Source organism: Thalassovita mangrovi (assembly GCF_009857745.1).
Lineage (GTDB): Bacteria > Pseudomonadota > Alphaproteobacteria > Rhodobacterales > Rhodobacteraceae > Thalassobius > Thalassobius mangrovi.
On record NZ_WWEN01000002.1, the window covers coordinates 253,543 to 266,583 of the forward strand.

Annotated in this window: 13 protein-coding genes and 1 tRNA gene; 11 read left to right on the top strand and 3 right to left on the bottom strand. The window is 64.3% G+C overall.

Annotated features, from left to right (window positions below):
• Positions 1-8: 8 nt before the first annotated feature.
• The 6 genes from GR167_RS02980 to GR167_RS03005 all read left to right on the top strand — a co-directional run bounded on the left by GR167_RS02980 (position 9) and on the right by GR167_RS03005 (position 3,738).
• Positions 9-1,142: a CpaE/TadZ family protein gene (locus GR167_RS02980; RefSeq protein WP_160971965.1), complete on the top strand. Its 1,134-nt coding sequence runs from the start codon at positions 9-11 to the stop codon at positions 1,140-1,142.
• Between the two features lie 3 nt (positions 1,143-1,145).
• A complete protein-coding gene (locus GR167_RS02985) occupies positions 1,146-1,625 on the top strand; it encodes a TadE/TadG family type IV pilus assembly protein (RefSeq protein ID WP_160971966.1) in 480 nt (159 codons plus the stop codon).
• The gene (locus GR167_RS02990; RefSeq protein WP_160971967.1) at positions 1,622-2,020 is read left to right on the top strand and encodes a TadE/TadG family type IV pilus assembly protein; all 399 of its coding nucleotides are present in this window, start codon (positions 1,622-1,624) and stop codon (positions 2,018-2,020) included. Before GR167_RS02985 ends, GR167_RS02990 begins: the two co-directional genes overlap by 4 nt.
• A 64-nt stretch (positions 2,021-2,084) precedes the next feature.
• Positions 2,085-2,741: a DUF938 domain-containing protein gene (locus GR167_RS02995; protein ID WP_160971968.1), complete on the top strand. Its 657-nt coding sequence runs from the start codon at positions 2,085-2,087 to the stop codon at positions 2,739-2,741.
• A 97-nt stretch (positions 2,742-2,838) separates the two neighbouring features.
• The gene (locus GR167_RS03000; RefSeq protein WP_160971969.1) at positions 2,839-3,180 is read left to right on the top strand and encodes a carboxymuconolactone decarboxylase family protein; all 342 of its coding nucleotides are present in this window, start codon (positions 2,839-2,841) and stop codon (positions 3,178-3,180) included.
• 90 nt (positions 3,181-3,270) lie between these two features.
• Entirely contained in the window at positions 3,271-3,738 is a 468-nt protein-coding gene (locus GR167_RS03005) for an EF-hand domain-containing protein (protein ID WP_160971970.1), read from the top strand.
• A gap of 41 nt (positions 3,739-3,779) precedes the next feature.
• Here the strand turns inward: GR167_RS03005 and GR167_RS03010 are convergent, their stop codons facing one another.
• The gene (locus tag GR167_RS03010) at positions 3,780-6,275 is read right to left on the bottom strand and encodes a GcvT family protein (protein ID WP_160971971.1); all 2,496 of its coding nucleotides are present in this window, start codon (positions 6,273-6,275) and stop codon (positions 3,780-3,782) included.
• A gap of 187 nt (positions 6,276-6,462) precedes the next feature.
• On the opposite strand from GR167_RS03010, the gene panC reads away from it, so the two are divergent.
• The 3 genes from panC (at position 6,463) to GR167_RS03025 (ending at position 9,370) form a co-directional block, all read left to right on the top strand.
• The gene (panC, locus tag GR167_RS03015; protein ID WP_160971972.1) at positions 6,463-7,311 is read left to right on the top strand and encodes a pantoate--beta-alanine ligase; all 849 of its coding nucleotides are present in this window, start codon (positions 6,463-6,465) and stop codon (positions 7,309-7,311) included.
• Positions 7,308-8,117 carry a 3-methyl-2-oxobutanoate hydroxymethyltransferase gene (gene panB / locus GR167_RS03020; RefSeq protein WP_160971973.1) on the top strand — a complete coding sequence of 270 codons (810 nt, stop codon included), beginning with the start codon at positions 7,308-7,310 and terminating at the stop codon, positions 8,115-8,117. Before panC ends, panB begins: the two co-directional genes overlap by 4 nt.
• 335 nt (positions 8,118-8,452) lie before the next feature.
• Positions 8,453-9,370 carry a pirin family protein gene (locus GR167_RS03025; protein WP_160971974.1) on the top strand — a complete coding sequence of 306 codons (918 nt, stop codon included), beginning with the start codon at positions 8,453-8,455 and terminating at the stop codon, positions 9,368-9,370.
• Here GR167_RS03025 and ggt read toward each other — a convergent pair.
• Positions 9,367-11,166, bottom strand: a complete 1,800-nt coding sequence (gene ggt, locus GR167_RS03030) for a gamma-glutamyltransferase (protein WP_160971975.1) — start codon at positions 11,164-11,166, stop codon at positions 9,367-9,369. The two genes, GR167_RS03025 and ggt, sit on opposite strands and share 4 nt — an antisense overlap.
• A 19-nt stretch (positions 11,167-11,185) precedes the next feature.
• Positions 11,186-12,172 (bottom strand): 2-hydroxyacid dehydrogenase, encoded by a 987-nt coding sequence (locus GR167_RS03035; protein ID WP_160971976.1) that lies wholly within the window; start codon positions 12,170-12,172, stop codon positions 11,186-11,188.
• A 110-nt stretch (positions 12,173-12,282) separates the two neighbouring features.
• On the opposite strand from GR167_RS03035, the gene GR167_RS03040 reads away from it, so the two are divergent.
• Complete coding sequence (locus tag GR167_RS03040) at positions 12,283-12,783, top strand: SH3 domain-containing protein (protein ID WP_160971977.1); 501 nt, start codon at positions 12,283-12,285, stop codon at positions 12,781-12,783.
• Between the two features lie 127 nt (positions 12,784-12,910).
• Positions 12,911-12,985: transfer RNA gene (locus tag GR167_RS03045), tRNA-Gln, on the top strand.
• Positions 12,986-13,041: the final 56 nt, after the last annotated feature.

Sequence of the window (13,041 nt, forward strand, 5' to 3'; positions counted from 1 at the left end):
TTGAACAGATGCAGGCTTCGCGGCACATGTCGCGGGTGCGCTGCCAGATGTTCAACGGCGGGATCGACGCCGCCCTGGACACCTATGAGGACACCGACAGCCCCGACCTGCTGATCATCGAGGTGGGCGAAGACGCCTCCACCCTGTTCGGCAGCCTTGGCGCGCTGGCCGAACTGTGCCGGGTCGAAACCGAACTGGTGCTGATCGGGCCGTCCAACGACATCACGCTCTACCGGGCGCTGACCCGCCAGGGGGTTGCCGATTACCTGCAGACCCCGGTCACCGCGCCCTTGCTGATCACCGCGCTGTTCGAACTGTTCCGCGATCCCGACAAGGTCAATCTGGGCCGGGTCTTCGCCTTCATCGGCGCCCGCGGCGGCGCCGGGTCGTCCAGCGTGGCGCATAACGTCGCCTGGATGATGGGCGAACAGACCCGCGGCAACGCCATCCTGGCCGATCTCGATTTCGAATACGGCACCGCCGGGCTGTGCCTGAACCGGACCCCGGAACAGGATATCATCAGCACCATCGCCAATACCGAAAAGCTGGACGACCAGAAACTGGAACGTCTGCTGATCCCCTATGACGACAATCTGAAACTGCTGGCGGGGGTCAATTTGCCCAAGCACAAGCAGAACCTGGAACCCGAATCCCTGGGCCATGCCATCGACCTGCTGCGGATGCTGTCGCCCTTCGTGATCCTGGACCTGCCGCCGACCCTGTGCCCGCTGACCCGCAAGGCGATGCACCTGGCCGACGAAGTCATCGTCACCGCCACCCCCGACCTGGCCTGCCTGCGCAACGTGCGCAGCATCATGGACATGCTGTCGACGATGCGGATCGGCGATACCAAGCCGCATCTGGTGCTGAACCAGATCAACCAGCCCAAGCGCCCCGAAATCAAGCCCGCCGATTTCACCAAGGCGCTGCATATCGACGAACCGGTCCTGCTCAACTTCGACGCGGCGAAATTCGGTGCGGCGGACAATAACGGCACCCTGGTCGCCCAGCACCGCCGCAACCGGGTGCAGCGCAACACGTTCGAAAAACTGGCCTATACCCTGACCGGCAACCCGCCGTCCAAGCAGGGCAAAGCGACCTTCAAGCCTGGAAAATGGCTGAAGGGGAAGAAGGCGGGCTGAGCCATGCGCGCCGCCGCACCATACCGGGACCTATGCGCGCGCGGCGCGGCGTTCCTGCGCCGCTTCGCCCGCGACAGCGACGGCAGTTCGGTGGTGGAATTCGCGCTGCTGGCACCGATCATGCTGATGATCACCCTGGCCACTTTCGACCTAGGCAATTCGGTGTCCGACCGGATGGCGATGGACGCGGCGCTGCGCAACGGGCTGCAGGTCGCGATGTCGACCGGATCGGTCGATGCGACGCTGAGCATGATGCAAACCACCGCCGAGGCCGAGCTTGGCGCCGATCAGGCCAGTTTCCAGGTCTCCCGCATCTGCACCTGCGGCACCGTTTACGACAGCCAGGTCGCCTGCGACACGATCTGCACCGGCAGCAGCCCGTCCACCAGCGTGTTCATGGAACTGGCCGGCAGCTACGACCATAGCGGCTGGATCCTGCCCGACATCACGCTCAACCCGACCGTTTTCCTGCGCCAGCGATGAAACTGATCCGGTTCATACGCCGCTTTGCGCGGGGCGAAGACGGTGTCGCGGCGCTGGAATTCGCCATCGTGGGCAGTTTCTACATGCTGATGCTGGTGACGTTGCTGGACGTGGCGCGCGGCTTCTACCTGCATAACAAGCTGGAATTCGCGGCCGACAAGATCACCCGGCAAATGCTGATGGATCCCAACGCAACGATCGGCACGATCAATATGCCGCCCTCGCTCGACGGGTTCGACCCCAATCTTCTGGTGGTGGAAACCGAAGTGGTCAGCATCGCCGGAGCGGCCTTCCAGAACCTGTCTCTCTATTACCCGATGTCGATGCTGACGCCGCTGCTGAACATCGATCTGGTCGATCTGAAAATTCAGCGGCTGGTCCCGATTCCCAACTGACCCCTTCCCTTCGGCGCGCTATGATGGCAGCAAACGGGCGATGCCCCCCGATGCAGGAACCGTCATGACACGCAAGCTTACCCTTCCCGACACGCATTCTCTGGCCGAACGGTCCGAGGACGGGCGGCTTTACGCGCCCTCGGCGGCGCGCAACATGGGTTACATCTGCGATCTGGTCGCCGAACACGCGCCCGAAACCGGCACCGCGCTGGAAATCGCCTCGGGCAGCGGCGAACATGTCTGCGCCCTGGCCCACCGCCTGCCCGGGCTGCACTGGCAACCCAGCGATCCCGATCCCGAACGGCGCCGGTCGATCGACATGCACGCCCATGCCGCGGGGCTGAGCAACATCGCGCCCGCGATCGACCTGAACGCCGCCCTGCCCGGCTGGTCGCAGACCCATGGCGGCCAGGACCTGATCTTGCTGGTCAACCTGCTGCACCTGATCCCGGAACCCGACGTCAAGGCGGTGATCGCCGAAGCGGCGCAGGCGCTTAGCAAAGGCGGGATCTTCGTCATCTACGGCCCCTTCCTGCGCGACGGCGAAACCACCTCGGAGGGCGACGCCAAGTTCGACGCCAGCCTGCGCGCGCAGGACCCCGCTATCGGCTACAAGGACGATTGGGACGTGATCGACTGGTTGCAGTCGAACTGGCTCGACCTGGTGCAGGTGGTGGAAATGCCCGCCAACAACCTGGCCTTCGTCGCCCGCCGCCCCTGAGCCCGGGACGACCCGACGTAAATATGATCTTGATCAAGGCGCGCCGCACTGCGGCGTGGTTTTGCTGCGCCGAACACATATTCAAGGAGCAGAAACCATGGCCTGGACCGAAACCCTGACCGAGACCCGCAACCGCCTGCGGACCCTGTACAAGACCATCCCGCACGTGACCAAGGAATTCGGCGCCATGTCCAAGGCGGTGAAGGAACAGGGCGTGCTGGATTTCAAGACCAAGGAATTCGTGGCCCTCGGCATCGCCGTGGCGATCCGCTGCGAAGCCTGTATCGCGCTGCATGTCGAGGCGCTGGTCAAGGCGGGCGCAACCCGCGACGAAATCGCCGACGTGCTGGGCATGACGCTGCAGATGGGCGGCGGGCCTGCCACGATGTATGCCGGCAAGGCGCTGGAATGCTACGACGAATTGACGGCAGAGGCCTGAATTCGAAAAATATCAGACTTTCGGCGACGGAGCCTGGCGGCTCCGTCGTTCATTATTTTCCGACCGCAAAATGTAACGAGGAACAAGGCAATGAAGCCCCAAATTTTCGCAGCCCTCGCGCTGTCGCTGACATCGACCCTGGCGTTTGCGCAGCAAGGCAATCCCGGCGCACATTTCATCGAGAACTGGGACCTGAACGGCGACGGCAAGGTCACGCTTGAGGAAGCGACCGAACGGCGCGGCGACGTGTTCACCAGTTTCGACGCCGACGAAGATGGCGCCCTGAACGACGAAGAATACGCAGTGTTCGACCAAGCGCGCGCCAACGACATGCAGCAAATCCGCCAGGGTCAGGGCATGGGCCAAGGTCAGGGCATGGGTCAGGGCATGGGCGGAATGCGCAACGCCGTAGACGGAATGATGTTCAAGAACAACGACATGAACGGCGATGGCAAGGTGACCCGCGAGGAATTCGTCGGCCGCACCGGGTGGTGGATCGAACAAATGGACCGCAACGGCGACGGCGTGGTCACCACCGACGATTTCGGCCGCAACTGATACGGAATGGCCCCGGCGCTGCCGGGGCCATTTCGCTTGTCTCACCCATCCTTGCGGATGGTTTCGTTCTTGGGATCATAGGGGCTGTCGCAGGTCACCGTCGCATCCCAAAGCGCATCGAACATCCTGACCTTCAGCCTCGTACCCTCGACCGCCAGGTCGGGCCGCACGTAACCCATGCCGATGGATTTCCCGAACGCCACCGAATAGCCGCCCGAGGTCAGGCGGCCCACCCGGGTTCCATCCTCCAGATAAAGCGCCTCGCGCCCCCAGGGATCGGCATCGTCCGGCCCGTCGATCAGCAGCGTGCAGCATTTGGAACGCACGCCCTTCCCCTCCATCGCCGCCTTGCCGTGGAACTCCTTGGACAGGTCCACGAAACGCGGCAGGTCGGCCTCCAGCGGGGTCGCGTCGCGGCCCAGCTCGTTGCCGAAGGCCCGGTAGCTCTTTTCCTGCCGCAGCCAGTTCTGCGCCCGCGCGCCCACCAGCTTCATCCCGTGCTTTTCACCCGCCGCTTCCAGCAGGTCGAACAGGTAATTCTGCATCTCGATCGGATGGTGCAGTTCCCAGCCCAACTCGCCGGTATAGGCGACGCGGATCGCGTTGACCGGGCACATGCCCAGTTCGATCTGCCGCGCCGACAGCCACGGGAACCGCTTGTTCGACAGCGCCGTATCCGGGTCGGCGTCCCGGATCACCTCTTTCAGCACATCGCGCGCTTTCGGCCCGGCGATGGCGAAGACGCCCCATTGGGTGGTGACGTCCTGCACCTCGATATAGCCGAATTCGGGGGCTTTATCGGCAGCCGCCTTCTTCAGGTAATCGGAGTCATAGGCAGCCCAGGCCCCGGCGGAGACGAGGTAATATTCATCCTCGCCCAACCGTACGATGGTGTATTCGGTCCGCGTGGTGCCCACATCGGTCAGCGCATAGGTCAGGTTGATCCGCCCCACCTTGGGCAGCTTGTTGCAGGTGAACCAGTCGAGGAACTGCGTCGCGCCCGGCCCCTTGATCACGTGCTTGGTGAAGGCGGTGGCGTCGATCAGGCCGACGGTTTCGCGGATCGCCTTGGCTTCCTCCACCGCGTATTGCCACCATCCCCCACGGCGAAAACTGCGCGAGCTGTGATCGTCAAACCCTTGGGGTGCATAATAATTCGGACGTTCCCATCCGTTCACTGCACCGAATTGCGCGCCGCGTTCCTTCTGCCGGTCATAGGCGGGCGAGGTGCGCAGCGGACGGGCCGCTTCGCGTTCCTCGTCCGGGTGGTGCAGGATGAAGACGTGCTCATAGGCTTCTTCATTCTTGCGGCAGGCATATTCGGTGGTCATCCACGGGCCGTAGCGCTTGGGATCGAGGCTCGCCATGTCGATCTCGGCCTCGCCCTCCACCATCATCTGCGCCAGGTAATAGCCGGTGCCGCCCGCCGCGGTGATGCCGAAGCTGAAGCCTTCGGCCAGCCACATGTTGCGCAGCCCCGGCGCGGGGCCGACCAGCGGATTGCCGTCGGGGGTGTAGCAAATCGGGCCGTTGAAATCGTCCTTCAACCCCACCTCTTCGGTCGACGGTATCCGGTGGATCATCGACATGTATTCCTCTTCGATCCGCTCCAGGTCCAGCGGGAACAGATCGGCGCGGAAACTGTCGGGCACGCCATAGGCGAACCGCGCCGGGGCATTGCGTTCATAGGGGCCCAGGATCCAGCCGCCGCGTTCTTCGCGCACGTACCACTTGGCATCGGCATCGCGCAGCACCGGGTGTTCGGCCCCGCCCTGCTTGCGATACTCGACCAGCGCCGGATCGGGTTCGGTGACGATGAACTGGTGCTCCACCGGGATCGCCGGAATCTTGATGCCCAGCAGGCGCGCGGTGCGCTGCGCGTGGTTGCCGGTGGCGGTCACCACGTGTTCGGCGGTGATCACCACCTGTTCCTCGCTCGGCACCAGGTTGCCGCCCTTTTCCACCATCTTGGTGCAGGTGACCTTCCATTCGGCCCCGGTCCATTCGTACCCGTCGACCTGCCATTTGCGCTCGATGATCACGCCGCGCTGGCGCGCACCCTTGGCCATCGCCATGGTCACGTCGGCCGGGTTGATATAGCCGTCGGTCGGGTGAAAGATCGCGCCCTTCAGGTCCTCGGTCCGCACCAGCGGCCAACGCTCCTTGATCTGTGCCGGGCTCAGCCACTCATAAGGCACATCGCAGGTTTCTGCGGTGGACGCATAGAGCATGTATTCGTCCATCCGGTCCTGCGTCTGCGCCATGCGCAGGTTGCCGACCACCGAAAATCCGGCGTTCAGCCCGGTTTCCTCCTCCAGCGTCTTGTAGAAATCGACCGAGTATTTGTGAATGTGGGTGGTCGCGTAGCTCATGTTGAACAAGGGCAGCAGACCGGCCGCGTGCCAGGTCGACCCCGAGGTCAGCTCGTCGCGTTCCAGCAGCATCACGTCGGACCATCCGGCCCGGGCCAGGTGATAGGCGATCGAGGCGCCGACGGCCCCGCCGCCGACGACCAGAGCTTTGACATGGGTTTTCATTGCGCAGGCGACTCCGTTGAACTGCATTTGCCCAAGTCTTAACGATTGCCGCCCGCCGCGCCGAACCCAGCCGACATTTAAGCGCGTGAAACCGACACATAAGTAGAAATACGAAATCTTCCGAGCGGGCTTGCCGCCCCGCGATGCGCACCGTAGAACTACGGTATTCGAGGAGGGAGTCACGCGAATGGAAATCTGCCGCAGCATCGAGGAATGCCGCGCCGCCATCGCCGCGCTGCGCGGGGACGGCAAGCGGATCGGCTTCGTCCCCACCATGGGCGCGCTGCATGACGGGCATATGTCGCTGGTGAAACGGGCGCAGGACAATGCCGGGGCCGTCGCGGTGTCGATCTTCGTCAACCCGACGCAATTCGGCGACGCCGCCGACCTGGACCAATACCCGCGCGACGAAGACCGCGACCTGGCGCTGCTGGATCAGGTGGGCGTCGATGTGGTGTTCCTGCCCGATGTAGACACGATGTACCCGCCGGGCGATGAAACCATCGTCGAAACTACCCGGCTGGCCAACATGCTGCACGGCAAGGTGCGGCCGGGGCATTTCCGCGGCGTGACCTCGGTGGTCAACCGGCTGTTCAACATCGTGCAGCCCGACACCGCCGTGTTCGGCGAAAAGGATTACCAGCAATTCGTGATCATCAAGAAGATGGTGCGCGACCTGCATATGCCGGTGCAGATCCTCGGCGGCCCGACCCTGCGCGAAGCCGACGGGCTGGCCATGTCGTCGCGCAACCGGCGCCTGACGCCGGAAGACCGCGCCGCCGCCGTGGTGCTGAACCGGGCGCTCGACGCCGCCGAGGCGCGCGCAGGTGAACCGGGCGCCACCGTCGAGGATATCCGCAAGGTGATCGCCGACACCATCGCTTCTGAGCCGAGGGCCGACCTGCGCGGCCTCGACACCGTCGCCGCCGAGACTCTGGACGATCTGCACGGGGTTCTCAAGGAACCTCTGGCGATCATGATCTCGGTCCAGTTTTCCGACATTCTTCTGATTGATCAAAGGGTTATTCAGCCATGAGCGTACAAAGCAAGATCCGCCGCAACACCGTTCCCCAGATCGCCGCGCGCAAGGGGGGCGAGCCGATCGTGTCGCTGACCTCGTACCACGCGCACACGGCGGCGATCGTCGACAAATACGCCGATTTCATCCTGGTGGGTGACAGCCTCGGCATGGTGATGCACGGGATGGAAAGCACCGTCGGCGTGCCGCTGGAGCTGATGATCATGCATGGCAAGGCGGTGGTGCGCGGCACCCAGAAGGCGCTGATCGTGGTCGACATGCCGTTCGGCACCTACGAGGAAAGCCCCTCTGTGGCCTTCCGCAACGCCGCCAAGATCATGAAGGAAACCGGCTGCGGCGCGGTGAAGCTCGAGGGCGGCGCGCGGATGGCCGAAACCATCCGGTTCCTGACCGAACGCGGCATCCCGGTGATGGCCCATATCGGCCTGACCCCGCAATCGAGCCACGTGATGGGCGGGTTCAAGACCCAGGGCCGCGACGAAGACAGCTGGCCGCTGCACGAGGCCGACGCCAAGGCCGTGGCCGAGGCCGGCGCTTTCGCGGTGGTGCTGGAAGGCATGGTCGAACCGCTGGCCGCCAAGATCACCAAGCAGATCGACATCCCCACCATCGGCATCGGCGCTTCGGCCGACTGCGACGGTCAGATCCTGGTGCTGGAGGACATGCTGGGGCTGAACGAATGGACGCCGAAATTCGTCAAGGTCTATGGCAACCTCGGGCCCGCCATCGAACAGGCGGTGTCGGATTATGCCGACGAGGTGAAGAACCGTACCTTCCCCGGCCCCGAGCAGGTTTACAGGTAAGCCTGAGCCAAATGGTGCGCCCTTGCAGGGCGCGCCGGTTTCGCTTCGCCTTTCAGGCGAAGCGAGTTGGGGGCGCTGCCCCCAAACCCCCGAGGTATTTTTACCAAGATGAAATAGCGGGACTGATTTCTTCTTGGTGCAAATACTCCCGCGCGGAGCGCAATCCCGAAGGAAAAGGCTGCAGGCCTTTTACTGAGACATCATGTGCGCGCATCAGCGCGCTCAATTTTAAAGCTCTGCGCGCAGCCGCACATCTGACGTTCGGGGGTTGGGAATTTGTTTTTCCCGATCCGTGCTCCACATTATCCCCAAGCCATGAGGAAGGAGTCCGAGAGATGACATTCAGACCTGTCGCCGCCACCAGCCAAGCCCAGCCCACGATGGAAGGGGCCGGGGTGCATCTGCACCGCGTGTTCGGCTTCGACGATCCCAGCCTGACCGATCCCTTCCTGATGATGGACGATTTCCGCAACGACGATCCGCGGCTGTATTCCCGGGGCTTCCCCTGGCACCCGCATCGCGGCATCGAAACCATCACCTATGTTCTGGAAGGCACGGTGGAACATGCCGACAGCCTGGGCAACAAGGGCGTGCTGGGGCCGGGCAGCGTGCAATGGATGACCGCCGGGTCGGGCATCGTGCACCAGGAAATGCCCAGCGGCGACGCGCAGGGGCGGATGCACGGGTTTCAGCTTTGGGCCAACCTGCCCTCCAGCCTGAAAATGACCGACCCGCGCTACCAGGACATCGGCGGCAGCGACATCCCGGTGGAAATCGACGATGACGGCACCGTCGCCAAGGTGATCATCGGGTCGTTCTGGGGCAAGAAGGGGCCGGTCGACGGCATCGCCGCCGAGCCGATGCTGCTCGACATCTCGGTCCCCGCCGGCAAGCGCAAGGTGCTGAAGGTCGATACGCGGGCGAATGCCCTGGCCTATGTCTTTGCCGGGTCGGGCACCTTCCGCGATGCCAGCGATCCGGTCGGCATCCAGGTGGAAAAGGAATTCGCGGGTCAGGAGCTGAACATCCGCGACATGACCGGCAACCGCACGCTGGTGCGCTTCGGATCGGGTGACGAGATTACCGTTCAGGCGGGCGACGAAGGCATCCGGTTCCTGCTGATGACCGGGCGGCCGATCCGCGAACCGGTGGCCTGGCACGGGCCGATCGTGATGAACACGCGGGCCGAGCTGGCAAAGGCGTTCCAGGAGCTGAACAACGGCAGCTTCATCAAGCACAAGGCCGCGCTCTAACGGCCGATCGCAATCCCTTCGCGGCGGGGGTCGGCCCCGCCGCGCAAGCCCTCGCCGATGGCGATGGCGTGCAGGCCGGAATTCAGCGCCCGCGCTTTGACCTCGTAGCCCATCGCTTCCAGCGGCGCGGCCAGGGTCGCGGCGGGGCTGCCCTCCTCGACATCGTAGGTGCCGAAACGGTTCACCAGGTGGCCCATGGCGACCGCCTGCTGCACATCCATGCCCCAATCGATATGCGCGATGATCGCCTCCGCCACGTAACCGATGATCCGGCTGCCGCCGGGCGATCCGATCACCAGCACCGGCTTGCCGTCCTTCAAGACAATGGTCGGCGCCATCGACGACCGGGGCCGCTTGCCCGGCGCCACCGCGTTGGCGATGGGGCGACCGTCGCGATGAGTGCGGAAGGAAAAATCGGTCAGTTCGTTGTTCAGCAGGAAACCCCGCACCATCAGCCGCGAGCCGAAAGCGTTTTCGATCGTGGTCGTCATCGACATCGCGTTGCCATAGCCATCGACGATGGAGATATGCGAGGTGGAGGGGAATTCGATCGCCTCGTCATCGGCCCAGTTCAGCGCGTGATCGAAGGTCGGATCGCCAGGCGCGACCTCGGGCAGCGCATCATCTCCGCCCAACAACTTACTGCGATTGTTCAGATATTCCGAATCCACCATGCCCTCAATCGGGACCGGAAGGAAGTCACTGTCGGCGACGTAGCGGCCCCGGTCGGCGAAGGCCAGGCGGCTGGCATCGCCGATCAGCCGCCAACTTTCCGAGTTCTCCGGCCCCAATGCGGCAAGGTCGTAAGGGCGCAACAGCCCGAGGATTTGCCCGACGGCAAGCCCACCCGAAGACGGCGGGCCCATGCCGCAGACGTCGTAGCCGCGATAGTCGACGCAGACCGGGTCCCGTTCGATCACCCGGTAGATCGCCAGGTCGAGCGGCGACAGCTGGCCGGGATTGCCCGGGGCCGTCTGCACCACCTGGGTGACGTCACGAGCGACTTCACCTGAATAAAATACCGCAACACCTTGATCAGAAATGGATTTCAGAACCTCCGCATAGGCGGGATTGCGCAGTATTTGCCCCGCTTCGACCGGCGCGCCGCCGGGCAGGAAATAGCCCGCCGTCGCGTCGAACCGCGCCAGCCTGTCGCGGTCGCCCGCCACCAGCGCAGCAAGGCGCGGGGAAACTTTGAACCCGCTCTCGGCCAGCCGGATCGCATCCGTAAACAGGCCCGGCCAGGGGCGGTTGCCCCATCGCCCCTGCGCCTCGGCCAGAAGCGCGGGCGTGCCCGGCGTGCCGACAGACAAGCCGCCCACTACCGCGTCGAAGAATTTCAGCGGCTCGCCCGCGTCGTCCTGGAACAATTGCGGCGTCACCGACAGCGGCGCGGTTTCGCGCCCGTCGAGCGTCGTCACCTGCCCGGTTGCGGCATCGTACCAGATCAGGAAGGCACCGCCGCCCAGCCCCGAGGATTGCGGCTCCACCAGCCCCAGAACCGCCTGCACGGCAACCATGGCATCGGCGGCGGTGCCGCCCTGTTCAAGCACCTTCGCCCCCGCTTCGACCGCCAGCGGATTGGCGGCGGCGATCATCCAGTCCTGCGCCTCGACCGGGCGGCCAGCGGCCTTCGCCCGTAGCGCGGTGCGCGCGGCATCGGACAGGCCCGGCCAGATCGCATCCTGTCCGGTGGCGGCTTCGGGGGCGACGGCATCGGCGGCCTGCTGGGCCAGCGGCAGGCCGGGCAGAACCGCCAGCGCCGCAATCGCGAAAACCCGGTTCAGCCCCTGCATCGCACCTCTCCTGAGAAAATCAGTCCAGCGTCTGCAGCACCAGATCGGGCGGCCGGTGACCATCGGCGAAGGTCTTGATGTTAATGATCACCTTCTCGCCCATCTCGATCCGCCCCTCGACCGTGGCCGACCCCATATGCGGCAGCATCACCACATTGGTCATCGCGCGCAGGTCCGGATTGGCCTGCGACCCGTGTTCATAGACGTCGAGCCCCGCGCCCGCCAGTTCGCCCGCCTTCAGCATCCGCGTCAGGGCGTTTTCGTCGATCACCTCGCCGCGCGAGGTGTTCACGATCACCGCCGAGGGCTTCATCAGCTTCAGCCGCCGCGCATTCATCAAATGGAAAGTCGAGGGCGTATGCGGGCAGTTGATCGACAACACGTCCATCCGCGCCACCATCTGGTCGAGGCTTTCCCAATAGGTCGCCTGCAGCGCATCCTCGGTTTCCTCGCGCAGTCGGCGGCGGTTGTGGTAATGCACCTGCATGCCGAAGGCGTTGGCACGCCGCGCCACCGCCTGACCGATCCGGCCCATGCCGAGGATACCCAGCCGACGGCCGCTGACCCGCCCGCCCAGGAAGGCGGTGGGCGACCAGCCGTGCCATTCGCCCGACTGCATCGCCGCCAATCCTTCGGGAATGCGGCGGGTGACGGCCAGAATCAGCGCCATGGTCATGTCCGCGGTGTCTTCGGTCAGAACCCCGGGCGTGTTGGTGACCTGGATGCCGCGCCGGCGAGCGGTGGCGACATCGATATGGTCCACCCCTGCCCCGTAATTGGCGATCAGCCGCAGATTCGGCCCGGCCTGTCCGATCAGCCCGGAATCGATGTGATCGTTCAGCGTCGGCACCAGAACATCGGCCTCGCGCAGCGCCGCGGCCAGCTCGTCGCGGGTCATCGGCGTGTCGTCGTCGCGCAGCCGTACGTCGAACAATTCCTTCAGCCGTGTTTCGACCACGTCGGGCAAGCGTCGCGTAACGACAACACTCAGACGTCCAGATGGCATCTTGGGCCTCCCCCTTCTTTTAAACCGCACGCGTTGGTGTCAGAGTGGAGCAAGTCAATCCGGGGCACAAGAACCCACGCAACAAAATTTCACGAGCAGCGAGCAGGTCTATGAACAGGACCCTACGTATTGTCGCGGCCGCCCTGTGCGGTCTCTTCCTGACCCAGGGCGCCACGGCGCAGGACCGCGGCCCGGTGACCAACCTGCCGCTGCCGCGCTTCGTGTCGGTCAAGGCGGCCGAGGCCAATGTGCGCCGCGGTCCGGGGCTGACGCACCGGATCGACTGGGTATTCAAGCGCCGCAACATGCCGGTGGAAATCACCGCCGAATACGGCCATTGGCGCCGGATCCGCGACCGCGACGGCGCCGGCGGCTGGATTCACTATTCGCTGCTGTCGGGCGTGCGCCACGTGATCGTCGACAAGGATATGCTGGCCATGCATGTGCGCCCCGAAGCCGACACCGCGATCACCGCGCGGCTGGAACTGGGGGTGATCGCCAAGCTGGAAAACTGCACCCCCGACTGGTGCCGGCTGCGCGCCGGCGGCTATCGCGGCTGGGTGCCCAAGGACACGCTGTGGGGCGTGAAACCCGACGAAATCCGCGACTGAGCGGCCCCCGGGCCAATGAAATCTGGCCCCGGGAAGGGCCTGGCGAACGGCGCGGGAAATTAGTGAAAAAATTCTCATTTCTGCTCTTGCGCCCGCCGACACCGTTTCGTAAACAGCGCCTCACCGATGGGGTGTAGCCAAGTGGTAAGGCAACGGTTTTTGGTACCGCGTACCGTAGGTTCGAATCCTACCACCCCAGCCACTTCTTCCTGAAGATTGAATAGATAGCGCCGCAGGGCTGTACAGGGTCGGAAATGC

What these genes read in the sequence shown, in the direction of transcription:
- GR167_RS03035 (WP_160971976.1), bottom strand. Translation starts at nt 12,172, where the DNA reads ATGCCATCTGGACGTCTGAGTGTTGTCGTTACGCGACGCTTGCCCGAC.
- panB (WP_160971973.1), top strand. Translation starts at nt 7,308, where the DNA reads ATGAGCGTACAAAGCAAGATCCGCCGCAACACCGTTCCCCAGATCGCC.
- ggt (WP_160971975.1), bottom strand. Translation starts at nt 11,166, where the DNA reads ATGCAGGGGCTGAACCGGGTTTTCGCGATTGCGGCGCTGGCGGTTCTG.
- GR167_RS03010 (WP_160971971.1), bottom strand. Translation starts at nt 6,275, where the DNA reads ATGAAAACCCATGTCAAAGCTCTGGTCGTCGGCGGCGGGGCCGTCGGC.
- GR167_RS03000 (WP_160971969.1), top strand. Translation starts at nt 2,839, where the DNA reads ATGGCCTGGACCGAAACCCTGACCGAGACCCGCAACCGCCTGCGGACC.
- GR167_RS02980 (WP_160971965.1), top strand. Translation starts at nt 9, where the DNA reads ATGCAGGCTTCGCGGCACATGTCGCGGGTGCGCTGCCAGATGTTCAAC.
- panC (WP_160971972.1), top strand. Translation starts at nt 6,463, where the DNA reads ATGGAAATCTGCCGCAGCATCGAGGAATGCCGCGCCGCCATCGCCGCG.
- GR167_RS02985 (WP_160971966.1), top strand. Translation starts at nt 1,146, where the DNA reads ATGCGCGCCGCCGCACCATACCGGGACCTATGCGCGCGCGGCGCGGCG.
- GR167_RS02995 (WP_160971968.1), top strand. Translation starts at nt 2,085, where the DNA reads ATGACACGCAAGCTTACCCTTCCCGACACGCATTCTCTGGCCGAACGG.
- GR167_RS03040 (WP_160971977.1), top strand. Translation starts at nt 12,283, where the DNA reads ATGAACAGGACCCTACGTATTGTCGCGGCCGCCCTGTGCGGTCTCTTC.
- GR167_RS03005 (WP_160971970.1), top strand. Translation starts at nt 3,271, where the DNA reads ATGAAGCCCCAAATTTTCGCAGCCCTCGCGCTGTCGCTGACATCGACC.
- GR167_RS02990 (WP_160971967.1), top strand. Translation starts at nt 1,622, where the DNA reads ATGAAACTGATCCGGTTCATACGCCGCTTTGCGCGGGGCGAAGACGGT.
- GR167_RS03025 (WP_160971974.1), top strand. Translation starts at nt 8,453, where the DNA reads ATGACATTCAGACCTGTCGCCGCCACCAGCCAAGCCCAGCCCACGATG.